The organism is Pseudoalteromonas sp. JSTW (assembly GCF_013423925.1).
Classification (GTDB): domain Bacteria; phylum Pseudomonadota; class Gammaproteobacteria; order Enterobacterales; family Alteromonadaceae; genus Pseudoalteromonas; species Pseudoalteromonas lipolytica.
Genome location: NZ_CP058972.1, coordinates 1,331,534 through 1,357,003, shown reverse-complemented (window position 1 = coordinate 1,357,003; position 25,470 = coordinate 1,331,534). Strand labels below are relative to the sequence as shown.

The 25,470-nt window shown below is 39.0% G+C and carries 11 protein-coding genes; 2 read left to right on the top strand and 9 right to left on the bottom strand.

All coding sequences use genetic code 11. The features are described 5' to 3' along the window. Positions 1 to 135: 135 nt before the first annotated feature. Entirely contained in the window at positions 136 to 3,837 is a 3,702-nt protein-coding gene (locus GZH31_RS06260) for a translocation/assembly module TamB domain-containing protein (RefSeq protein WP_180311482.1), read from the bottom strand. After that, positions 3,837 to 5,564: an autotransporter assembly complex family protein gene (locus GZH31_RS06255; protein ID WP_374027192.1), complete on the bottom strand. Its 1,728-nt coding sequence runs from the start codon at positions 5,562 to 5,564 to the stop codon at positions 3,837 to 3,839. Before GZH31_RS06255 ends, GZH31_RS06260 begins: the two co-directional genes overlap by 1 nt. A gap of 170 nt (positions 5,565 to 5,734) precedes the next feature. Between GZH31_RS06255 and GZH31_RS06250 the strand changes: the two genes are divergently transcribed. Further along, positions 5,735 to 6,064 (top strand): ribonuclease E inhibitor RraB, encoded by a 330-nt coding sequence (locus GZH31_RS06250; RefSeq protein ID WP_036969441.1) that lies wholly within the window; start codon positions 5,735 to 5,737, stop codon positions 6,062 to 6,064. 36 nt (positions 6,065 to 6,100) lie between these two features. Here the strand turns inward: GZH31_RS06250 and GZH31_RS06245 are convergent, their stop codons facing one another. From GZH31_RS06245 to GZH31_RS06230, 4 genes are all read right to left on the bottom strand, one after another. Beyond that, entirely contained in the window at positions 6,101 to 7,849 is a 1,749-nt protein-coding gene (locus GZH31_RS06245; RefSeq protein WP_036969443.1) for a DEAD/DEAH box helicase, read from the bottom strand. Between the two features lie 67 nt (positions 7,850 to 7,916). Next, the gene (locus tag GZH31_RS06240) at positions 7,917 to 8,222 is read right to left on the bottom strand and encodes an H-NS family nucleoid-associated regulatory protein (RefSeq protein WP_036969446.1); all 306 of its coding nucleotides are present in this window, start codon (positions 8,220 to 8,222) and stop codon (positions 7,917 to 7,919) included. A gap of 91 nt (positions 8,223 to 8,313) precedes the next feature. Next, positions 8,314 to 12,354, bottom strand: coding sequence for an ATP-binding protein (locus tag GZH31_RS06235; protein WP_374027197.1), 4,041 nt, complete (start codon positions 12,352 to 12,354; stop codon positions 8,314 to 8,316). A gap of 787 nt (positions 12,355 to 13,141) precedes the next feature. Continuing rightward, a complete protein-coding gene (locus tag GZH31_RS06230; protein ID WP_180311480.1) occupies positions 13,142 to 15,718 on the bottom strand; it encodes a TonB-dependent receptor domain-containing protein in 2,577 nt (858 codons plus the stop codon). A gap of 1,100 nt (positions 15,719 to 16,818) precedes the next feature. Between GZH31_RS06230 and GZH31_RS06225 the strand changes: the two genes are divergently transcribed. Beyond that, positions 16,819 to 18,732, top strand: a complete 1,914-nt coding sequence (locus tag GZH31_RS06225; RefSeq protein WP_065978828.1) for a S9 family peptidase — start codon at positions 16,819 to 16,821, stop codon at positions 18,730 to 18,732. A 332-nt stretch (positions 18,733 to 19,064) separates the two neighbouring features. Here GZH31_RS06225 and GZH31_RS06220 read toward each other — a convergent pair whose 3' ends face one another. The 3 genes from GZH31_RS06220 to GZH31_RS06210 form a co-directional block, all read right to left on the bottom strand. Further along, entirely contained in the window at positions 19,065 to 19,982 is a 918-nt protein-coding gene (locus GZH31_RS06220; protein WP_075594133.1) for a class I SAM-dependent methyltransferase, read from the bottom strand. Positions 19,983 to 20,162: 180 nt separating this feature from the next. Further along, on the bottom strand, positions 20,163 to 22,760 hold the full coding sequence (locus GZH31_RS06215; RefSeq protein ID WP_036969455.1) for a TonB-dependent siderophore receptor: 2,598 nt from the start codon (positions 22,758 to 22,760) through the stop codon (positions 20,163 to 20,165). A gap of 231 nt (positions 22,761 to 22,991) precedes the next feature. Further along, positions 22,992 to 25,340, bottom strand: a complete 2,349-nt coding sequence (locus tag GZH31_RS06210; protein ID WP_075594134.1) for a DNA polymerase II — start codon at positions 25,338 to 25,340, stop codon at positions 22,992 to 22,994. Positions 25,341 to 25,470 lie beyond the last annotated feature (130 nt).

The following is a 25,470-nucleotide window of genomic DNA, read 5'->3' as shown; positions in this document are numbered from 1 at the left end:
GGTGTTCACTGCAATTGCTCCTGCATTGCTCTACCTCCTGCATCCATGCAGTCGTAAATCAGACATTTTTAACACAGGCAGCGACAGGTTTAGTCCCTCAACATGATTAAGTCTTATTGCGGATTGATATGGTTATTAATCCCAATCAAACTTATACAGAATATCAACAGTGCGATTAAGACCGCTGGTCACTTCAATATACAGTTGTGATAAGAGTTGATAGCGCACTGCCACCTCACTCAATGAATCAAAAATCCCCACGCTGTATTTCACTTGAATACCGGGCGTAACATAGCCTGATATTTCAACTTTAGTATCATCGCCACTGCCTGTAGAACTCAAGCTAACATCCGATAAACCAAAGCTTTCGCCAATTTTAGATACCACACCTTCACTGCGGTTAACACCTTGCGCTAATAATAGTTGCGTCAACATTGCATCGGTTGAGCTGTCCCCTTCGTCAAGTGGCTGACCATTCAATAAGTAAGCCAATGCTTGTGCTTGATCCATTGCCGGCTCTGAGAACACTTTTAACGATGGCTGTTCCACATTCCCGGTTAAAGTAATACCCGCAACCACACCATTTGCGGTGTTATCAGGGTTGCGAATAGCTTTAATATTTAAATACGGTTTATCTATAGAGCCACTAAAGCCGACTTGACCTGTCCTTATTTGTAAATCTTGGCCAAAAGCGCGGTAGGTTCCTTCAACAAGGTTTAATTCTCCGGTGGCAATCATCGGTGTCGTTTGGTCCATGTTGATATTAATATCCCCTTCGACTTTTGACTGTAATCCAAATGAATCAATACGCACGTCTCTTTCAACCAGTACCTTTAAGTTGATAGCGTAATCGAAAGGAACTTTTTCAGCTTGTTGTTGTTCAATATCCACAATGACTTCATCATCACTGACTTGCACAGCTCCCTCGGGTAGCTCTTCAATGGCAATCCGCCCCCACGGAACAACAACCTGCCCTTCAAGGTTAAAGGCATTATTTTTTAATGACATAGTGAGCTCAGGCGACACTTTAAAGGTGACATCTTGTTGCGCACGTACAAAGAACTCATTGCCTTGCAATTGTAAATTTACATCGGGTAAATCTGCATGCCAATCAACACCCCCAGATAACTTTAGCGCTCCCCCTTCACTGTCTTTTAGCTCACCAGTCACTGTCGCACTTTGGTTATTAAAAGCGATATTCACCTGTGAGTTTTGCAATGAAACAGGAAGCGTTGCTCCTTCTAAGTTGATGCTGTCAACATTAAGCTCGCCATTAATGAGTGGCTCTTTTAATGAACCAGCCAAGGCCAGCTGACCCTTAATATCACCATTTAGCTGCTCTAACGTGCCAATAAAAGGCTGTATATTCGTGAGTAGAATTTTTTCAATAACCAGATCACCCGAGAGTAATTGCTGGTTTTGAATATCCTCTACATTAATTTGTGAGGTTACTTTTCCAAGTACTGATGAGTCGAGTGTCGCTTCAAGCTTCGCCTTTTCTGCATCACTTATCGCAGACAGGCTGAAGACCTCAATCGGTAGCTTATAAACTGTCGCACCATCGATTAGTGATGCAGCTAGTTCTTGCGTATTAATGTTAGCTCGCAGAGTTTTTAGCTCTGCGTTATGCCAGTTGGCAACAAACTCACCTTGCGCTAAGCCGGTTAAATCGAGATTATCAGGTAAGAAATGTTTAAACTCTGGTATCGATAACGCCCCAAGTTGCGCATTAAGTTGACCCAATTGCTTTGTTTGCTGCAAGGTGTTTACACACAACTGAGACTTTTCACTTTGCCAACAGTGTGCCGAGACATTAAAGTCTTGCGTCTGCGTATTTACACTAACATTAATGGCTTTATCTGTTCCAAAACGAACTTTATTATCGGTAACAAGTATTTGACTTAACGCCCCTTGCCACGTGTTCTTTGTGAACTTTCCATCTAAATCAAACGACACTTTACCTTGATCAGCATCCAGTAAAAATACGACATGGTGATCCGTTTTGTCACCTGAGGCATTAAGTTCAATCTGATTAATTTTGTGCTCAGCAAAACTAGCTGAATCCAAAATAAGCGATATCTCTGTTTGCCAGTCCGCAGCATAATCAAACTGCCCGTTTAACGCTAAACCCTCAACTTGGATATCCTGATAACTTAAAGTATTGAGGAGCAAGTTCACATTGGCTGTCGGTTCAAGGCGTGCTCCGCGCAATTTAAGGTCTGCACTTCCTTTCCCCTGCAAAGGAAGCACACTTTGTTCACTTGCATCAAGGCGGATTTTACCGTCAACAAGCCATGTATCATCGACTTGACCCGATAGTGTAATTTCGTTATTTCCACTTTTAAGCTCAAGCTTATCAAAACTCGCGTGAAGGCTGCTGTCGAGTTTAAAGTCAGAGGCGACGTTCACAGGGATATCATTTACTGTGCCATCAATCACTGTGTTTGCTAAGATTAGCTGCCAATCCTCGTCTTTTAGAGTGAAGGAGCCATTAAACTTGCCAGATAAATTACTGCTTACGGCATCCGTTAAGTACTGAGCTTTTAAATCGCTTAACGTGCCTGAAAACTGACTTGTCACGCCCTCAGACCAATCTGCTGATGCGTTAACCGTAGCTTGGCTGTCGTTAGCACTGAGCTTTAGTTGATCAATTTTGACTCGTGTAAGGCCTCCATTTGCCTGCATTTCAGTTAACATCGCAGGGTATGCACCTAGCCGACTTGTTAAATTCACATTAATGGCGTAATCATCCGCATCGCCTTGCATACTGATAGCAAGGTCAGATAAACGTAATTGCGCAGCTTCTGTGTCTAACAGCCACGTATCAATGCCACCTTTTAGGCTAAACGGGTAATTCGTTTGTTGTAGATTGACTTGACCACTCAGTGTAGCTGGGTATTGACCCTGCGTAGTGAGGTTTAAGTTTAAATCCCCTAAACGCCCATTTAAGCCAAGAGTTGCTTGGTGCTGAGAATTAACCACAGACAACGAGGCATCAACTTTATTATCACCCCTTAAAAGCGCATGAAACTGGGTATTCAACTGCCAGTCAATGTAACGTGCAGCCAATTTCTCGACGCTGATTTCACTCTCTTTCGCTATCGCTTCAAGTTCAATGTTGTTAATAACGTGCGCACTTTCAGCTGCAAAAGGAGTTATTGCAACTTTATCGACCTTAAATGCGTGCAATTGCATATTAATTGGTAAGGTAAAATCAAGTGATGGTAGAGCTGGCAGCTCATTCAGCGGCGCACTTTTTGGGGCTTCTTTTACTTCATGCAATGCAACTGCAATATCGGCGATAGTAAATGCGTGTACGTTGATATCAGATTGTGATGCATAGGCTGTCAGGTTTAATTTGCTCACCGTCACATCAGCACTTGCATGCTCCAAGGTAAAACGATTAACAGCAATGCGTTTAACCGTGACATTTATCGGTAACGTTATTTGCTCAGCCGTGGTGGGCTCACCGTCAGTCATTTCTGTATCGGTTGGTTGTGGGTTTTCTGCCAAAGAGGGGGGGGTATCAAGTTTTAAATCTATTGTTTGCGCACTTAAGTTGTCTACACAAACACCATCACACCCCCACCAGTACAAATCAATTTTTAGTTGTTTTGCTGAAAACTTGAGTCCTTGCTTATCGTACGAGATATCGAATGCATCATTGTACAAAAAACGCCCGCTCGGTAAATTTATCTTCAAGCCATCTACTAATTTATTAGCTGAATATGCAATAAAGTGATTTCCTGGCGCGGTGAATAATAAACAAAAAAGTATGACGCCTACGCTGACTAATATGGCTGATAAAATCGTCGTCGTTTTTTTAAACTTGTTCATTAAATTTCAGGCCCTATGGTAATACTTAAACGGGTACTTTTACTCTCTTTTGTCAGCCCCCATGCATGATCAATGCGAACGGGTCCAACGGGCGTTAAGTAACGAAAACCAAAACCAGCACCAACTTCAACACGATCAGTAAAATCATTAGTCGCTGTACCACTGTCTACAAAGACGGCAGCTCGCCAATGTTCTGCAAATTGATAGTTATACTCAACAGTTCCAGTGGCTAGGTATTTCCCCCCAATAAGGCGACCTTTTTCATCTTCAGGAGAAATTGATTGATATGCAAAACCACGGACACTTTGGTCCCCCCCCGCATAGAAACGCAGTGAAAAAGGCACATTGTCAATATCATCCACTAACATGGCCCCCAAATTGGCACGTAAAAATATCATGTGACGATCAGCAACGGTTGTAAGCCAAGCGTTCTGCAATTGAAGTCGCAAAATATTTGTCGTTGAAAACATGTCTTTTAAACCAAATTCAGCAGATATAAGCCATTGATAACCCTCGTAAGGTGTTGTGCCACCTTCGGTGTTTTTTTTCGCATAACTAATGCCTGGCATCAGCATTTTAGAGCTTTGCTCTTCATCGCCAATTTGGTAGGTTTCTCTATCGCGTCTTAAAAAGGCAGTACGCACCCACTCATCATCAGTTAACCACTGGCGCTGCAGTTGGGCTGTTAAAATTTTACTGTATACATCATTTGTCAGCTTATCTTCGAGCTTATAACCGACTGAAAAACGCCATAAATCATCATTTGGATCATTTACCGGCACAGTATAACCTAACGATATGTCTTGTTGCTTTTCAGAGACATTCAGGTTGCTTTCGAGATAGTGTCCGTCTTGTGTAATCCACGGTTTAGACCATTTAAAACGCACTTTTGGGCCTAGGTCGGTACTAAATCCTCCCCCCACTTCGTAACTATTTGCAGGCTTGTGCAAAACATCGACATTCACTGGCACCTTGCCATCTTTTCGATTTGCTATGTCGGCATAGACTCGTACACTCGTAAAATAAGGGGTACTCGAGAGCGCTAGATTGTAGTCGGATACTTCTGTTGATTTGTAAGGTTGACCTGCCTTAAATTCAGCTAAAGATCGAATGTATTTTTCAGCTGGCGTTTGATTACCTATCGTTATTTCACCAAATTGATAACGAGGACCGGTATCAACATTGAAGGTAATTTTCGCACTGTTTTTCTTAAGAGATACAGCCAAGGTATGTGCATGCCATTTAGCATCAAAATACCCCAGCTCTAAAAGTTGACTTTCAATACGCTTCCTTGCCGCTTCATATTTAGCGTGATTTAAAAAATCACCCGGTTTTAAACTAATACCATCTACAGCAACCATAAACTCAGGATCCGCTTTACCGGCCCCGCTAATGGTAATATCGACGTCGGATATACGTGTCACTGGCCCACGCTCTATATCAACGATGATCAACTGCTCGGCGTTATCAAATTTTATTTTAACGACAGGCTTATAATACCCCAGTGCTTTTAAGCTCGCTTTTACTTGGCTTTTAGCATGACGCTGCAAGGCTTTAGACGTTTTTTCATCTACTAACGGTTTAATGTAAAGCGCGACGTTTTTTTCTAGGTCGCCATTGACCCCTTGAATTTTATAATCTTTGATGATCGTTTCAGCACTAAATGCATTATTACTCAGTGAAAAAAATAAAATTAAAAAGACAAAAAAGAAATGCCGAATGTACAAAAAATATCCTTACTTTTTTGAAAGTGTCATAAATCAGATAAATACAAAATGATACTAGCACAGTGAAATAGCCACTGACATAATTGAAGTGTTAAAATTAGTGCGCGTTAACCAATTATTTTCGCTACAATAGCTAACAATTCCTAGATTTATAATGAATGAGCGATTAAATGCATTTCCCTGACGACGAAAATGGTCAATTATTAGCAGAAATTGCAGCGGCTGGTGTTGATTTAACCAGCATGCAAGTAATAGATTTCTATATTCTTTTTGAACAAAAACCTGAAGCAGAAAAGTTCGCAACGGCAATTGCAAGTGATGAACTAGCGCCTGCAACAGAGTTAGTAAAGTGTCCCGACACCGGGGTGTGGGAAGTCGTTACACGTGTTGAAATGGTCCCCGACCACACGCTATTAAGCCAAACTGAACAATACCTCGAGAGCATCGCAAATAGCCACAACGGCTATGGTGATGGTTGGGGTTTAATGGCTGACGAATAAACACGCGACATAACGCCTGCTTATGGCAGGCGTTGGTTACTTTAATTGATTGGCTTTTCTATAATTACCCTGATAATCAAATAGTTTCTGGGCAACTTTCCAACCATACTTTTTGTTCTTCCGGGCAATAACAAAATCTGGCGCGACCAATACATGTTGTTGTTCAATAACCTGTTCTGCCGTTTTCCAGGTAATCGGGGCACTATTCCCTTGAGCTCGCCGACCAAATTGCTTGTTAAAGATAAAACGGCCTGTGTCGTTACTAAGATTAAAAACTTCGTCGCAACTGGCACCATCCTCATCAAAATAGCTAATTTTCAACAGCCCATTTGCGATAAGTTGTGCCGATAAACCACTACAGCGAAGCACCAACGCATCTTTTAAATTAAGCGCCTCACGCAACTTATCATCGGGGTCTGTCATCATGGCTGAGCAAGCTTGGCATTGCCTCGCTGCTATATCATTTTGCTCACCGCACTGCTCACATTCTTTAAATCTAAAACGGTAGTCGCACTGTATTTGCGTGCCATCATCATCGTCTAGAAGACCTTGGCAGCGACGCCCAAAGTGCTCAATGACATTGCCTGCGGCATCTGTTTTTCCCCAAAAAATATTCGCAAAGCCACAACCAGGACACAGTACTTGCACAGGTTCGTTGTCACTCTGGGCTTTTTTACTGCCCACCTCTGGGTAAAATAGGTCAAAGCCATTGCCTGCGTAATCAATCACTAAGCACTCTTTTTTCCCCTCACTTAATCTAAGCCCCCTGCCAACAATTTGCTGATATAAACTGACTGACTCGGTTGGACGCAAAATGGCAATAAAATCGACATGCGGCGCATCAAATCCGGTGGTGAGTACAGACACATTGACCAAAAATTTCAACTTTTTCGCTTTAAATTGATTGATGATAGTGTCGCGCTCGTTGTTATCTGTATCACCAGTAATTAATGCGGTATTGTCAGTTGGCAAGTAGCCGACGATTTCTTTGGCATGCATGACTGTTGCCGCAAAAATCATGACGCCGTGCCGATGCTCACTGTAGTCAATAACCTGCTCAATAATCGCCTTCGTTGCGCGGGTATTATCTTTGAGGAGCGCATTCATATTTTCAGCACTATAGCGTCCAAATGAATCGCTGGGTAAAGATGAAAAATCATAATGGCTTATGGCTGCGTCTACTTCATGAGGCGGCGTTAAATAGCCATGTTTAATCATGTAACGAAGCGGTAACTCAAAAATACACTTTTTAAAGGGTGCGTCTTTATCTCCCCTTACAAAGCCATGATAATGATGATGATAAACCCACCCCATTCCCATACGAAAAGGAGTCGCGGTTAACCCCAATACTTTTAGCCGGGGGTTCTGTTTTTTAAGGCTGGATATCACTTGACCATACTGACTTTGATCATCCCCACTGACGCGATGACACTCATCAATAATGAGCAATGAATACGTATCACTAAGTTGCGCCGTATTGCGCGCTAGTGACTGCACACTTGCAAACGTAACCTGTTCTTTAAGCGATTTTTGTTTAAGCCCTGCAGAGAAGATACTCGCTTCAAAACCAAAGCTGATGTACTTTTGCGCGTTTTGCTCTACGAGCTCTTTAACATGCGCTAAGACTAAAATTTTCTGTTTAGCAATACGTGCTAATTCAGCAATCACTAAACTTTTGCCCGCGCCTGTTGGTAATACAATCAGTGCCGCCTCGTCCGATTGCTTAAAGTGGCTAACCGTTCGCTGTACGGCCTCTTGCTGATAAGGTCTAAGTACGTATTTCATTATTTTGTGCAGTAATAAAGACAAAAAAGGGAAGCATGTGCTTCCCTAAAAGTTCATATGGGTGAAATTAAGCGAGGTGCTTAGTTAAGTCAACACCTTGGAATGCTTTAGGGCGTTTACCACGGCCTGTCCATTCAATAATTTCACCATTGTATTCGATGCGGTATTTAGGTTTTACTTTCGTACGCTTATCTGTGCCTACTACATCTTGTAAATCTTCTAATGTAAGTCCTTTTTCTTTTAGCAGATCGAGTACTTCTTTTTTAGCTTCTTGCTGTTGAGTATATTTCTCGATAGCTGAATCAATTAACTGTTTTGCTTTTTCAAGTTCAGTTAAAGACGCAGATTTGACAAAAGATCGGATTTCTTTCATTTAAAGCTCTCTTAATTATAAAAGTTAAAGATACATATCAATACACAGCTTAGTATATGGTGAAAAAATAAAATAATCTAATTTAAGTTTATTATAACCATAACTTTATTTTTTCGATCACGTCGCTTAACTCTACAATTAATTCCCTGACTATTAATGTCTCTTTTTCTTGATTAAAGCGATTTTCAGTACTCACTATAAGTTTTGATAATGGCGGGTATTGCAACATCACAATAGCCCCCTTAAGTTTATGAATAGCAGGGGGAATTTTTTCTATATCTTGGTTATCCACATGTGCAGTTAGCGTGTTTAGATCTTGTTTCAAGCTCGTAATAAACACCTCTGCTAGTGTTTTAGCATCATTTTCATTACCAAAAACATTTAACCAATGTTGTTTATCTTTTATACCTTGCAGGTTTGATACTGGCGCCTCATCTTGTACCTGTATTTCATCTTTATTTACCTCAATAAACTCGGCTAAACGATTATATAACTCGTTAAGTTTATATGGCTTAAATAACACACTGTTCATGCCCGCATCTAACGCTTTATTTAGGCACTCTTGTGAATCGTCAGCAGTAAAACCAATGATCGGTAAATACTTAAACTTTTCTTTATTACGTAACTGTTTAGCTAATTTAAAGCCATCTAAATGAGGCATATGACAGTCAGTTAGTAATACATCAAAATTATCATTTTCTAGGGCTTTTAATGCGGCTAAACCGTCTTCAACCATCACGGCTTTTATGCCTAATTTTTGACACTGTTTTTCTAAAAGAAGCTGATTAGTTTTATTATCTTCTGCAATTAGAATCTGCCCATGCAACGCAGTTGTGAGGCTGTGTGGTAATACGTCAACACCACAATGAACATTGTTAACCAGCTCTCTGAGTAAATCGGGATAAAGAGGATCAACAAGTAAAATATGGCAACTACATTTTGCGGGAGTTTGAGTATCATTAGTGCTGGCCACGATGATGTATTTATTTTCAATATTACAAATATTCTTTTGCCAATTTTTACCCCATCGCTCAATGGCATACTTTTCATCAATAATCATATTATCAACTTGCTGAAATACGTTAGCATCTAAAGGATGACTGAGCTGATTATGTTTAACTCCCATGCTTGCTAAATTATTCAGTAATAAATGATTCTGAGTACACACAGACCAATAAACAGAACTCGCTGCTAAATCAGGTTTAGCGACTTTAGTCAAAGGAACCGAAATAAATACATTCGTACCTTTTCCAAATGTACTGGAAATATTAATTTCACCTTTCATCGCTTCTATTAATTGCTTAGCAAGTGTTAAACCAAGCCCTGTGCCGCCATAACGTCGCTCTGTCGAGTTATCAGCTTGCTCAAAGGGTGTAAAAGTATGCGCAAGTTGCTGGGCAGTCATTCCTGCGCCGGTGTCGGATATCTCAATCTTCAAGGTCTGTTTTTCAAATAAAACGTCGCAACTAATCGCGCCTTTCTCAGTAAACTTAACGGCATTATTTAAAATATTAGACAAAACTTGCAGTAAATGACTTACATCTATACGCGCTTGAGTAAAAGCAGCTGTTCGCCACGTTAAACGGAATTCGAGACCTTTTTGTTTTGCTAAATATTCATGCGCCCTTAAAACACGGCACAGGTGGGACTCGAGATCTACATCTTGGCAATCGATTTCAATTTTACCTGAGCTTGTATTTGCAAAATATAAAATGTCATCAACCAAGTTACGTAATTTCGAAATCGCACTGTCAATATGTTCTACGAGGTAGAACTGCTCTTCATCTAAATAAGAAGCCCGCAGTAATTCAATAAAACCATTAATGCCAGATATGGGGGTTCTTAACTCGTGACTCATGGTCGCGATGAATCGGCTTTTAGCTAAATCGGCCTGATGAGCCAGTTGATTTGCTTTACTTAAATCTGCTTGCTGGCGCTTGAGTAAACTAATATCAAGCAATATACCATTCCAGCGAACGCCTTGAAGTTGATCATCAGAATTTTTTTCGCCTGTCGCAATGTAACGACACCAAATTTTCTGCCCTAAGTTATTAACCCTAAACTCAATATCAATCATTGAGTTACGCTTTGCCGCTCGCTTAAAACTCTTCGCAATTTTTACTCTGTCTTCATCAACAATAAGCGGTGAAATACACCCTGTCATACCGCGTTGGTTAATGGTTCGAGATGTAATCCCTAAAAGGCTTTGCGCTCCTTTACTTATGTAAGTATAAAACCCCTCACCATTGTCATAGTATTCATATTGAAATACCCCGCCGGGTATCGTATCCGTGATCGTCTTTAATAATTTTTGAACAGATTCATTTTCTCGCTGCAGATTATTATGCTCTGTGACATCAGTTATCACAGTCATGATCCCTGCGATATGGCCGTCAATCCCCAAAAAAGGCTTCTTTGTATAAAGCAACTCGAGTGGTTTACCCAGACGATTGGTGAAGCGGATATGTTGATTAATTATTTTACCCGAAGTAAGGCTTTGCTTATTTTGATCTACTAATTCTTTAACGACTGCAAGATCACTGCGCAAAAATTGCTGCTCGTCATCCCAAAGATGCGCGAAATTATCTTTATACGCTTTATTCCACATGATGCGTTTTTGGTCTTGATCCTGAATAACAACCATCGTGGGTAAATCATCAATTAACTTTTGCGTAAAATTAAGCTTACTCAGTGCAGCCTGTTCTGATTGCTTACGACTCGCTATTTCCCGATTTATATTGAGACGCCGATTGATAAAGTAAGTCATTGATAAAACAACTAAAATCAACACCAAAATTGCAGTGATATTGACCGTTTTTTTATCATAACCACGCTCTATATTAAAAATACCATGACGATTTACTACATGGCTAAAATCATTACTGGTTAAGGTTTTAAATAAACTGTCTAGCAACGTTGTTAATTCAGAAAAGTGCCTATTAATTAAAAAATAAATTGGCTGTGTATATCGATATTTAGGGTTGATATAAAACTCACCAATATAAAACTGGTTTAGCTGATACGCTGCAATGCTCTGCGGTAGCATAGCCGCATCAACAGCATCATTTCGTAGTGCATAGAAAAGCGTTTGAATTGAGTCAAATGACACGGTTTCGATAGGCTCGCTACCAACTAGTTTTTCTTTAGGGTCTGCAAACGCCTCAATATAACCAATACGGCGAATTTTACTCGCACGCTTAGAAACCAATACCATTTCGAAGCTATAATGTGAGGGTAACGCAATTAATATTCCTTCATCTATTTTGTCAGGTGTCATCGATGGAATGATATCGATTTTATTTGCAAGAAATAGCTTTTCTAACTCTTTACTATTTGCAGCGGGTATATATTTAAACTGGATACCACTTCTCTGTGAAAGCAATGCAAGAGTATCATTTAAATACCCAGTAGCTTCACCTGTTTTACTGGTTGAATTAACGGGGTATAAACCATCAATAAACGAGAATGTGAGTAAATAGTTAGTACTCTGCTGTGCATCAATACGGTTAAAATCACGCTTGAATTTACTGTATGCCTTTGCAGCGATGTATTCTTCACTGGCAGAACTTTCCCACAGCTGTTTAGTTGCAGGTGAAATAGAGGCGAGTACCGAGTTAACTTGATTTCGTAATGCGGTTTCCTCTTTATTAAACATGACGTGAAGGGTTTCACTCTCGAGCCAAATAGGACTAACAACCTTTAAGTTATTTTTAGAGTGATTTTTTAATTGGTGAGACAACACTGAATAGTCCCCCAAAAACCCGTCAAACGTACCATCAGCAACCTTGTCTATCGCATCTTCAGGTTGAATAAATCGGTTTATGAATAAAGCACCATTTTCGGCTAAATACTCACAGTGTGAGCTCCCCGTTATACATACCCAACGCAGACTCGCTAAATTCTTTAATGCATCATTAGCAATAGACTGGTTTGCAACAATGCCCCGTGGGGCTTCCATAAATGCGGAAGAGAATAAAAAATGCTTTTTACGTTGCTGGGTTTTATTAAGACCCACAGTAAAATTAATTTCGCCCGCCTGAAGCGCATCTAACAGTAAATCGAGACTGTCGTATACATGATACTCTAATTCAGCATCTGCTAATCGCGCAATCTCATTACTGTAACCAACGATGACCCCCGAAAACCGGCCATTTTCATCACGTGTATGATAAGGAAAGAAGTTATAATTAACGATACCTGCTTTGAGCTGCTTTGCATATGCACAACTTGTAAGGAAAGCAAATGTTAACGCAATGAAAAATAAGAATAGCTTATTCAGAATGATGCCAATAAGAAGGTTAAAATTTGTTACATTTTAGCAGTGTAAATTAAATACAACAATTCAGAAATCCCCACTGCTTAGATTTCTTTACGGCAAAGACTATTTAAAAGCCCTAACAACAACTTTACGTGTATCACTTAAGCTAACTCGTTTTAACGTGTGAACAACACCACTCTAATTCACCTTAGTTCAAATACAGTTTATAAGGTGATAAAAAATCATGGTTTATGCCAGACATAAGCAAGCTGTAAACAGCAAAAATACTTCACCTAAATGACGATGGATATTTGACTACCCAAATTTATACCATTCCGCTTAATTAAGTGGTCTATTTTGAGGCAATAAAACCGCGTTGATAACAAGGCAAAAATTTAGTTATTTAGTTGTTCTCGGCAATTGCTCCTGCATTGCTCTACCTCCTGCATCCATGCAGTCGTAAATCAGAAATTTTTAACGCAGGTAGCGACTGGTTTGATCACTCAAAATGATTAAGTATTTTTGCGGATTGGTATTAATATTAAGAATATTCTTGTACGAAGGAAAGGCTATTGGAGCGTAATGATGAATGATACACCATAAAGAACAGGAACGTTCTTTATGGTGTATTTTATTGATAATACAAACTAATTATACTGTATTAAAATTTATAAGATGCTTGAAGGTAACCAAATCGACCGATATTGTCATAGATGGCTGAGCCTGCACCTGTACCCGTTGTGCTTCCTGGTAACCTACGGTTAAATAAGTTGTCAACACCCAGTTTAAGGCCAACGCCATTTTCAAAGTTATATGCGAATGAAGCATCAGTTATAAAGTATGAGCCATAACGCATTTCACTTGATGGATTTGGGTTAGTATCTAACGACGTGTGATCATATAGTTCAACACCATCTATAAAGCGTGTGCTAAAACCAACTTTATAGTTATTGTAAGTATAATCAACGGTTAGATTACCTTGCCATGTCTCTTCACCTAAAACACCTTCATAATCAGTGTAGTTTTCTGGCTCTGCTGAGAATGGATAATCTTTTGCTTCAATTAGGTATGTACCAATGAAGCTAGTATTGAATCGACCACCTAGTGCGTCAAAGTCATATGCAAACTCAAAGTCAACACCAGAATTTAAACTACGAGCAATGTTAAGCGCAAACCCTTTTAGTAGGGTAATTTCGCTCGTTTCAGGATCGCGAGTAATTAAATTACAGAATTGATTATCAACACCTGTAGGCGAATCAACACAACGGTCAATAATAGTTTGGAAACCGATACCACTAATTGTATCGTCAATGTCAATTTCCCAGTAATCCGCAGTTACGCTGAAGCCTTCTAACCAACTTGGTTGATAAACGATACCAGCCGTAATTGATTTTGATTCTTCAGGTTGCAAATCAGGATTACCACCGACTAAAGTTTCAAGAGTTGCGCTATCGTAGTTAGAATCGAAGTCTGCTGGAACACCTAATGCAGCACAGTTTGCAGCACGTATTGCTCTGCCCTCAGCGCTTAACTGATCCAACTCAGAAACCTTACAACTATCATCTACATTAGTAAATGACTGGCTCTGACCAGAGAATAACTCGTCGATGTTTGGTGCTCTCATTGCTTCTGAAACAGTGAAACGTGCTCTCAACTCTGGGTTAATGGTCCAATCTAAACCTAACTTCCAGCTTGTTGCATCACCAATTGTAGAATAATCCGCATAACGAACAGCCGTATCTAAAACGAGTGAATCGATTAAAAAGACTTCTTCTAGTAATGGAATCGATAATTCAAAGAATGCTTCAGATACATCATATCCACCATCGGTTTCACCTAGGGCATTAAAGAAAGTAGCCCCGGTTTTAGCAAATGGGTCTTCAATAGTGACGCTTGATTCGTCTCTATATTCGATACCACCAGCGAAACCAACCATACCCGCAGGTAATTCAAAAAGTGCAGAATTAGAGAATGTCGCATTAAACACAGTTTGCTCAATCTCTGAAGTTCCTACAGACGTCGTAGTAACATAGTCAATCGCTTGCTGGCTAATAGCACCATCGCCCATAATATTAGCAGCTACACAGCCATCAGCACGGGCTTCTTCACTTCGACAAACAATATTTCCTGCGTCATCAAAAACCGCATCTATTGCATTGGCATAATTAGCCATGATGACGTTTGCACCATTAATACGTTCTATCTCTGACTTACCATGTACCAAAGATATATCCATGCTCCAGTCTTCAGTCAAGTTACCTTTGAACCCTGCTACGAATCGTGTTGTCTCACGCGTATTTTCTTCTAAGCGGCGACCGATATCATTGTACATTTTATTGACACCAATGATCGATAGACCTTCTTGATCCATTAGGGCTGCTGTATCTTCAGATAAGAAAGCATTATCACGCTTTATTAAGTTTGCACCACTGAAGAAGCGGAAGAAAGGCTGACCAATATTTTCCCCTTCGGTTTTAGAGTACTTTGCTTGGAAATATGCATTCAAGTCATCTGTAACATCATAATTAACTTTGAAATTTAAGTTAATGCGGTCAAACTTTGGCTGAATTTCCGAATATTGGCGTAAATTAATATAATCACAATCTGGGCCACCACAATATGAGCCGTCCTCAAAACTGCCTGTATTTACAGGTCCTAACGTGCTGTCTGGGTTAAATCGACCCATAATCGCACCAGTGTTAGGGTTCCAAACTGTACCCGCGTTAGAGATTAAATAATAGCCCGCATTTGGTACTACTATTTTGTCTGGAAAATCTTCACTGTCTAGCATATCTTCAGGTCTTTGCATACCTGTCACGACTTCATATGGCATCGAAGCATAAGATGTCGAAGTCCACGGGTTATCTAATGCATTTAGAGAATCCTGTGAATTGTATTCGAAAGAGATAGCCGCATTACCGCGCCCTTCTGAAAAATCTTGACCGTATGAAAAAGTAAACTTCTCATTTTCATAATTATTGTTATCCGCAAACCCTTTCGTTGCAGATACATTAAGGCCTGTTATTTCTTCTTTTAAAATGAAGTTAACAACCCCCGTTACAGCATCAGCACCATATACAGCTGACGCACCACCGGTGATAACCTCAATACGCTCAACTTTTTCTACGCCTTCATCATTTTCATCTGCCGCAATAGAGCTTGCAGAGAATAGTGAAGTTGACGCTGCACTGAAAGCAAGTGCTAAGCGAACGGCCTTCGAAACCTGATTATTTAACATTGTATTCTCCCTGGTCATATCCATATTATGACTTATTAATTTTTATTTAACCCCGCCATAGGCACTAATACCTTAATGCGGTGATTAAATACTAATATCCTAGATAACTTCTGGTCAACATGTTTTTAACTTGCGCTTTTTAAAATAAAATCAATATAAATACAAACGCAACAAAAAATAAAAAATTTAAAATAAACCAAACAATGTAAAAACAAAATTGCAACAATATATTAATAATGCATATTTAAAAAAAACATTAAAACCCCACTATTTTAAAGGGAGACAGTCTAAAAACGCAGGAAAGAAGAGAGCATCAACCTTAAAACACATAAATCCAAAAAACAGAACAATTAACAACCACTAAGCTCATCACCTATAACGTCCTCATAAGTCAAAAAGGTTATAAACACTGATGATTTGCGAACATAAAATACTAAAGACACAACTTTTCATAAATAAAAGTAACTTTGATAGCCTTCGGCATAATTACCACCCGATAGACGGATCAGCTATGTACATTTACATGTTAAACTCATCATTTAAGCATAAGCACTTGATTTTAATCTATTTTTAGTTTAAATAGCCAGAAAGCTAAATTTGAGACGCAGGAAAGATTTTAAATGTTCGAGATTAATGGCATATAAGTGTCAAAATATGCAGCTGCTATGCGAAATGAAATGGACGGCTACTTCATAACTGGAAGCACTACCCTATTCTTAATTCAATATTGTTGAATGACAAAAGATCTAATATAAAAAGTAAAGAAGTGACATTTCTAAAAAACACCATTACAAATATAAAGTTTATTTTCATTCACGTGAAAATTAATAGTACAAAATATTAAATATAATCTTCCAAAACTTATTATAAAAACCCCTCATAAAAACACAAAAATTTAACAAACGTAAAAACAAGCATTAAAAATAAATAAAGACATGAAACCATTGCACTCAAAGCCAATACGAAAGAGCTGGAAATGCCACTTGTATTTACATTTAATTACATATGATAAGGCAATGTTACAACAATGTATTTACAACACTTTCAACTCTGATATTCTTAATACCTACAATTAAAAAACCAAAAACAATTGGATTGATATGAGATATATAAAAAGTTTAGGCCTCTTACTTTTACTATTTAGCCAAATGACTTTTGCTAAAAACACCCTTGAAGACTTCTTTAACAGCAAAGATTATCAACAAGTAAAAATCTCGCCTAATGGAAAATACTTTTCGATTACATTTCAAGATGAGACACAAGTTAAGCTTGTGATTCTCGATAGAAAGACAAAAAAAGTGCTATCCAGTTATGGATTTGGTGAATATCAAAAAATAGCTAACGTCATCTGGGTAAATGATGAACGCTTCATCATGTCAGTCAAAAAAACCGTTGGTTATTTAGATACTAAAGGTGGTTCACCTTACTTCATAGCTTCAAACTTTGACGGCTCTAACCGACGGGAATTGTTAGCGTCACAAACATCGTTTTACAACATTTTAAGTATTTTACCTGACGACAAAGAAAACATATTAGTTACAAAACAACATTATGCTGATGATTTTGCAGTAAAAGTTCATAAGGTAAATGTTTATAATGGTCGTTCTAGTTATCAAGCAGATCAACCTAAAGAAGATGTCTTTGGCATGGTTGCAGATGTGTCAGGCCAACCAAGAATTGCTTTTAGTTATGTTGAAAAAGAAGAGCATGAAATGGGGAAAGGTGAACTCAACATGTTCTATAAAAAGACACCTAATTCAGACTGGGAGACATTTAACCTAGGAATCTTAAATTATAATCCTGGTGATAACCTTTCAATTATTGGCATGAACAAGTCAGGAAATTTAGCGTACTTTACTAATGACTCTACCACTAAGAACATAGCTGTATTTTCTTTTAATTTGGAAACAAATGAACTTAAGAAACTGATAGAAGACGCAGATGTTGATATTTCAACACCTATATATGGCTTTTCAGGTGAGGTTGTGGGTGTTACGTATGATCCCAATTATCCTGCATATCATTATTTCTCGGATGCAGGGGATAACGATGTTTTAAAAAGGCTAAGTGACTCATTCCACGCATATAGGCTAAGATTTACAAGTCATGCCAAAGAACAAAAGCTTTCTGTCTTTGAAGTTTCATCAGATAAATCACCCACAGAATTTTACCTTTACGACATTACCTCGAAGAAAGCGAGTTTTGTCGCTTCGATGAACGAGAAAATAAACAAAAAGGAACTAGCAACTGTAGAGCCATTCAAAATATCAGCACGAGATGGTGTCGTATTACACGGTTATATAACGATACCAAATAATAAAAAAGAACCTTACTCTGCAGTAGTAATGCTGCATGGAGGACCTCATGGTGTCAGAGATTTCTGGGGGTTTAATGCTGAAGCTCAGTATCTCGCAAGTATTGGATATGCAGTGTTGCAAGTAAACTTCAGAGGCTCTGGTGGCTATGGTAGCTCATTTTTAAAGAGTGGTTACAAAAATTGGGGTACAAAAATGCAAGATGATGTAACTGATGCCACCCACTGGGCTATAAAGCAAAAAATTATCGATAAAAATAATATCTGTATATATGGTGGGAGTTATGGTGGTTACGCAGCACTAATGGGCGCAGTAAGAGAGCCTGACTTGTACAAATGTGCTATTGGATATGTAGGCGTATACTCTATCCCTGAAATGTTTTCCAGTGGAGATATCCCAACGAGAGATTCTGGGGTGAAATTTTTAAATACTGTGCATGGTATGGACGTAGAAGATCAGAAATCTCGTTCACCTGCATATAATGTTGATAAAATTAAGGCTAAACTTTTTATAGCTCATGGCTCGGATGATATTAGGGTTCCTATGGAGCAATATGAAGCGCTAACTTCAGCCCTTGATAGAATTAATTACCCTTATAAATCAATGGTAAGAAATGAGGGGCATGGTTATCATAAGCCTAAAAATCGCACTGATTTTTACAATGCTATGACAAAGTTTTTAGATGAAAATCTTAAATAGAGTTTAAAGAACCAGAAATAAAATTAGCAAAATTTTAAGCCGTTAGTTAAATAACCTCTAACGGCTTAATGTTAAACAGAGTGTAGATAATTAAGTTTATTAACCTAGTTGTGATACGCTTTGAGAAAATAAAAAAGTTCACTGCTCTTATAAATAGCGTGCAGTAATTAATCTGAGCAGCTTATATTTACTAGGAAGTTTTTATAATGTTCATGCTTTTTTGTAACGCTAACTTAAATTTAAAGTCCTTTTATTAGTGATAAATACACAGAAACACAATAGAAATATTCAGCGGGAGATTCGTTTTAACGAAACAAGGGGCCCTTGCCTCTTTACTCGATAACAACGGTCCATGCAAAGTGTTCTTCATCAACTGACATTGAGTTAATACTTTTAATCTTTAATTCTAGACTCGCTTCATCGAATGCGCTGCGAATAGAGTTTTCAGTCATTGACACACGTGTTTGCTCTTCAAGCCGTTTAATTTGAAATTCAACATTAGTCTGTAATTTATCAATTGCAGTATGCGACTCTGAATTAATGTTTTGCATTATTTTTGCAACATTACTTACAACATCTTGAAACCACTGTAATGAATTATTGTCCAGTGAAAACTCATTTAGTGATTTAATGAGTTGTTTATTTTTGTTAGTAAACTCAAGCTGCTGATTTGTAAGCTTGAGATCAACCAATGTTTTTAGTTTTTCAAACAGTTCCAACTCAACCAAAGATTTAAACACTGACAGTCCTGCTGCCGAGTTTAGTGCAATTTGTGATGATGCACTGTGCATCATAAACACCGCTTGGCCACCTGGTTTTAAAACCCGGGTCACTTCTTTGAGGGATGATTCCCACGACGAATATTCGAAGCCAAATTGACTAACTAACAGATCAAAACAATCATCTTCATAAGGCAACTGTTCAAGGTTAGTCGCAAATGAAAAATTTATATCTTTAATGATTTTTTCTAATTTCACATCATTTGACTTTATCGAACTTACGTCTATGTCAGCCGCATCACAAGCATAAATATCAACCAACTTATTCTGTGAATTTGCCGCAGCTTTTAGCCAAATAGCAAGTGCCCCCTTACCGGTTGCTAAATCAAGTACCTTTAGATTTTCACTGCTTATTTCACTAAGAGTTTTCTGCCAAAAATGCAGTATTTCTTTAGGGTAACCAAACTCATTTTTAAGTTCTGCAAAACTTGAAAAACCATCTGTTGAATTCCAATATTGTTCCCAATGCATAATAAAGTCCGAATTTGATACGCACACACTCCAGCTCATATTATAAAGAATCAAAAAACTAGATTCTATAATTAAAGTCTCTACTGTGTATTCGTATTAATAAAGAGGGGCGAAAGAGGTTATAAAATAAAAGAGCGACATATAATAATGTCGCTCTTTTCTAGTTAAACTTAAACAATATTAGAATGATTGTTTAAAGTTGAAGTACATGATACGACCGAAACCTGAGTATAGGTTGAAGTTGTAGTCACGACCATCATAAGCAAATAGAGGTGGCTCTTTACCAAATGCATTTTGAGCACCGAAGCTGATCTTAGAGTTCCAAGGCGTGTTATACGCTACTTGAAGGTCATGAGTTACCCACGTAGGAATATGACCAATACACTTACCATCTGCATCGATGTCTTCACATTGGCTATCAATAAGGTTTAAGTTCCAAGTTACATCAAAATCAGCAACTGAATAAACATTTGATAATGTTAGACGTTGTTGTGGTACACCAGGGTCTTTAACGAAGTTACGACCACCGTCCGTGCTGTAATCAAGGATGTGAGAGATGTTTAAGTTAGTTGTTAAACGACCTGCATCACCGAAATCAAAGCTTGAACGTGCTTTAAAGTCTAAACCAGAAGTTTCAAGTGTACCATCGTTACCGAAACCACGAACTACATTAGTAATACCGCCATTTGGTGCACGAGTTACTGTAAATGCTGGCGGAAGTGAGTCACCACGTAATGTTGCATCAATAATGTATTGAGAACCAAACGCACGGATACGGTTAGTAATCTCGATATCATAGTAGTCTAGCTCAAAATCGATGTTATCAGTCGCTTGATATACGATACCTAATGACATTTGCTCTGATTGCTCAGATTGTAGATCAGGGTTAGAGATAACAGTTGCATTAATTTGTGATGAACAACCAGCTGCCTCACCGATTGCCGCACATGTTAAATCATCGCTTACTGAGTCAGCAGACTCTGCTGGCTGTTGTGTAAGGTCTGGTAATGACGGTGCACGGAAACCTTTACCCCAAGAAGCACGAAGTACTAACGCATCAATTGGGTTATAACGAGCAGATACTTTTGGTGAGAAATCTGAACCATAGTCAGAATAATCATCGTAACGACCAGCGAAGTTTAGTTCAAATTGCTCAGTTACTGGTACTAGCGCTTCGAAGAATAGACCTCGAACAGAACGTGAACCACCTGCAGAGCTACCTGATGAACCACCTACTTGACCCGCTTCAGAAAGTGAATCGTAGTTATCAGCATAATCTTCTGTACGGTATTCAAAACCTACGAAACCTTGGATAGCACCAGCATCAGTTTCCATGATGTCAAATGCCGCATTCGCAAAGACTTCTTCTTGGTTAAATTTACCAGTACGAGACGTCGTTACAGTCATCGCGTTACGTACTTCTGCTGAAGCACCAAACGGGTCGTTTAACATGTAAGTACCGTCATTGATATACTGACGAGCGATACTACGAAGAATGTAACCACTACCTACGTTGTGGCTTTCGTTGATTGTTTTACGTGCGCCAGCTTCAACTGAAACACTACCAATCATACCATTAGTACCGAATGTGATATCTTTCAACTCTGTAGAAAGGTTGTTATCACGATTACCTAGAGCAGCAAAACGGTGCCAAAAATCGAGTGGCTGTTGCTCAAGCTCTAACGAAGGATCGTAAATAGGGCTATCAGGGTTAGTTGGGTTATTTGGGCTATCCGCATCAATTTGGTCTGGGCCATATGCAGTCTCATCTAGACCTGGTGCGTAACGACCAAATGACTTAGTTTGTGCGATATTGATGTTAGAGAAAATGCTCCAGTCATCATTGATGTCAAAACGTGCTTTTACGAAAGCTGAACGGTTTTTAATTGACGCTTCATCAGCAGATACAGCTGCGAAGTTAAAACCACAACGCGCACCAATTCGGTAGAAGTTTTCGTTACCAACACCTTCACAAGTAGCTTCTGGCGAGAAGAAATCAAAGTTACTTGCACCTGGGATGTAATTACCCTCATCATCTTGTGCCATTGTTGTGAAGTTGTTTGAGTACACTGAACCACCTGGTGAATACCAAGGGAAGTCACGAGCGTAAACAATATCACGACCATTCCATGAAGCACCTGCAAGCACTGATGCATTATCAGAAGAAGCACCGAAAACTACAGAACCATTTTCACGATCGCCACCTTCATGCTCAATACGACCAGAACCTAATGTAACTTCTGCGCCGTTGTAATCTTTACGAGTGATTACGTTGATTACACCACCAATTGCATCTGAACCGTACAATGCTGATGCACCATCTGAAAGAATTTCAACACGCTCAACAGCTGCCATTGGGATGAAGTTTAAATCTTGGCTAGAACCAGTAAGTGTTGACTTAGGTAAACGACGACCGTCAACTAGAACTAATGTACGGTCAGAGCCTAGACCACGTAAACTTACAGTAGTAGCACCTTGCGCAGAGCTACCAGACTGTGGACGAAACGAACCCAGACTGTTGAAAGTTGTGTTACGAAGTAGATCAGCAACTGAAGATTCACCACTAAGCTCAATTGCTTCACGGTCAATTACTGTGATTGGTAAATCAGTAGCCATATCAACACGCTTAATGCGTGAACCAGTTACTTCAATTCGCTCAACCTTTTCAGCACTTTCTTCATCTTCTGCTGCCATAGTGCTAACAGAAAAAGAAGCAGCTGAAGCTGCACCAAAAGCGATCGCTAAGCGAACAGCTTTTGAAACTTTATTATTTAACATTTGATTCTCCCTGGACCACTATACTGTGGCTATATTTTGCATAAGCTTGTTTATTATTTGTTATCGGACATGCGTCGCGACCAACAAATAATAAACAAATTAAACAAAATATCCAGAGTTTTGTTTATAAAAAATTAATAAATTGATACAAAAATTAATTAAACGCTCAAAAAAAGCACTATTTTAACATTAATAAAGCTGTGAAATTTACAACACTTGGGCAAAAAACAATCAGAACAGCTGAATTTGACTAGAATATAGCCCCTTTGAATTAGTCCCTGAAACCTCAATAATCATGTTAACCAGTGGCAACAGCTGTTTATTAACATAAACACCATAATCGAACTTGTGATTTCCGGTATAATACTCAGCGCCTTTCAGCGTATATACGTATTCAATTACTTGACCTCGTTGTATTTGAGCATTGGGGTTATGTGCTAAATATTGCTTCGCAGCTTTGACATGAGGAGGGATATTTTTTTGATAGTCTGTTAGGTGTTGACCTAGACGTTTTCGATAAACCAGTAGCGAGTCATACTCGCCTGCGTAAAGCTTTTCCACATAGTTATCAAATAGCTGCCTGATCAGCTCTTGGTTGTATTGTTCGCTAAATAAAATTTCAAAGAGTGCGACCTGAAACCTCTGAGCAAGCTCTGTCCAATCACTTCGCACTGTTTCCATTCCTTTAAACACAAGTGCTGTTTTGCCATGTTTTTCTACTCTACCTACATAGCGTTTCTTTGAACCGGTGGTTTTGCCCCTAATTGTCGGCATAAAAAATGGGCTGTAGTGAGTTTCAAACTCAATTTCTAAGAAATTTTCTAATTTGTATGTTTCCTGTAATACACTTTCCCAGCGTTTGTTTATATTTCTTGCCAGCTTTGTACCAATTTCGTTACAGCTCTGAGAATTTAATTCATCATCAAGTTTCACAAACGTGGAGTCAGTATCACCATAAATTACCTTATACCCCCACTCTTCTAGCCACTTTTTAGTAGTTTGCATAATTTCATGACCACGTAATGTAATTGAACTTGAAAGACGAGGATCGTAAAAACGACAGCCTTTCGAGCCTAAAACGCCATATAAACTATTCATGATGATCTTTATAGCCTGAGAAAGCATCGGCTGTTCATTGTCTTTAGCAAGTTGCCTCGTTGCGGCAAGTTCACGAATAAGCTCAGGTAGGTGGTGCTCTGTTCTTGAGAAAAGGGCTTGATTAAAACCTTCAATTGCGTGATTAGGGTGTTTTAGCCCCTCCACCATACCAAGTGGATCTATACAAAAAGTGCGCATTATTGATGGATATAAGCTTTTGTAATCAAGTACTAATATATTTTTATATAAACCAGGCTCCGAGGACATGACATAACCACCTGGACTATCAAAGCTAAGACCATGATCGCCTGAGTTTGGAGCTACATAACCACTGCGATGCAATAAAGGAAGATAAAGGTTAGTAAAGGCCGCAACGGATCCACCCATTCTTTCAAGCTCTAAGCCGGTTAGTTGACTTCGAACAACGGCAAAATCGAGTAACTTAAGCTTTTCGAAAATGCGTTGTACTAAAATACAGTCTTGGCGGTTATAGCAAGCAAGTGCGAGCTTATCTTCATTAAATTGACGAACGATTTCTGCTAAGCGGTTATCTGAAGAAATTAGTTTTTCTTCACCTAACTCAATACTCGCCACATTCGCGAGGCTAAAGCTATCGTAGTGATACGTTGCATTTTTAAGTGTATCAATACCATCAATAACAACCCTGCCTGGGATCGTTAAACGTGTAAAATTACCAGTTCTGAGAGTCATTTTTTCATTGTTACGACCCAGAGACAGCCCTACACCTAATGCTTCAGAACGAGCATGAAGTACTGTAAAATCAAACTCAATAACGTTCCAGCCAATAATAACGTCAGGGTCAATGACTTGCACACACTCACAGAGCTTATACAATAAGTCGATTTCATCCTCACACCATATAACATTGAAGTTAAGATCAGCGGTGTCCTCAGCTTTACCGATCATAAGAACAGCATCTATGCTCTTCCCGACTAGTCCTACTGAAAACAGCACCCCTTCTCCATCACATTCGATATCTAACGATACAGTAGTGAAAGTGGGTGTGAACTCGGTATTTTGTTTAAACTGAACGTCTGCTAATACGGGGTAAGGCTGACCTTTAATTAACCGCCCTTTGGCCCACACCGAACCTTTGATAAAACGCTCCATTAAAAACCGGTCAACCGGTCTAATATCGTCTTCGTAAACTTTGATGAAATGGGCTTTTAGCTGTTTTGCAGCGCGGTAATAATGCTTAAGTGAAGAAAAATAGCACGACACAACAGCCTGCTGCTGGAAGCTTTTTAATTGCACTGGCTTAAATTCACATGCCACATTGTGCTGTGCCAAGATTCGAGTTGCCGCAGCAACATCTTTTTCATTAATGAAAAAGAGCACTTTTTGCGGTGGGCTAATCAGCTTGACAGGTCCTTGCTCAGACAAAATCCACACCACAATGGATACGCCATGCGTACTATCAAAGCATTGTGTTGAAAGAATAAAGCCAGAAGTTAATTGCATCTATATGACCCTTTAAACCCAAATATGAAAATGCGAAATGCATAAAACAAATGCTAATCAACAAATTTACTAACAAGTCGCTTGTAGTTACTCAGTTAACTCTCTAAAATTAATTACTGTAATTATATAC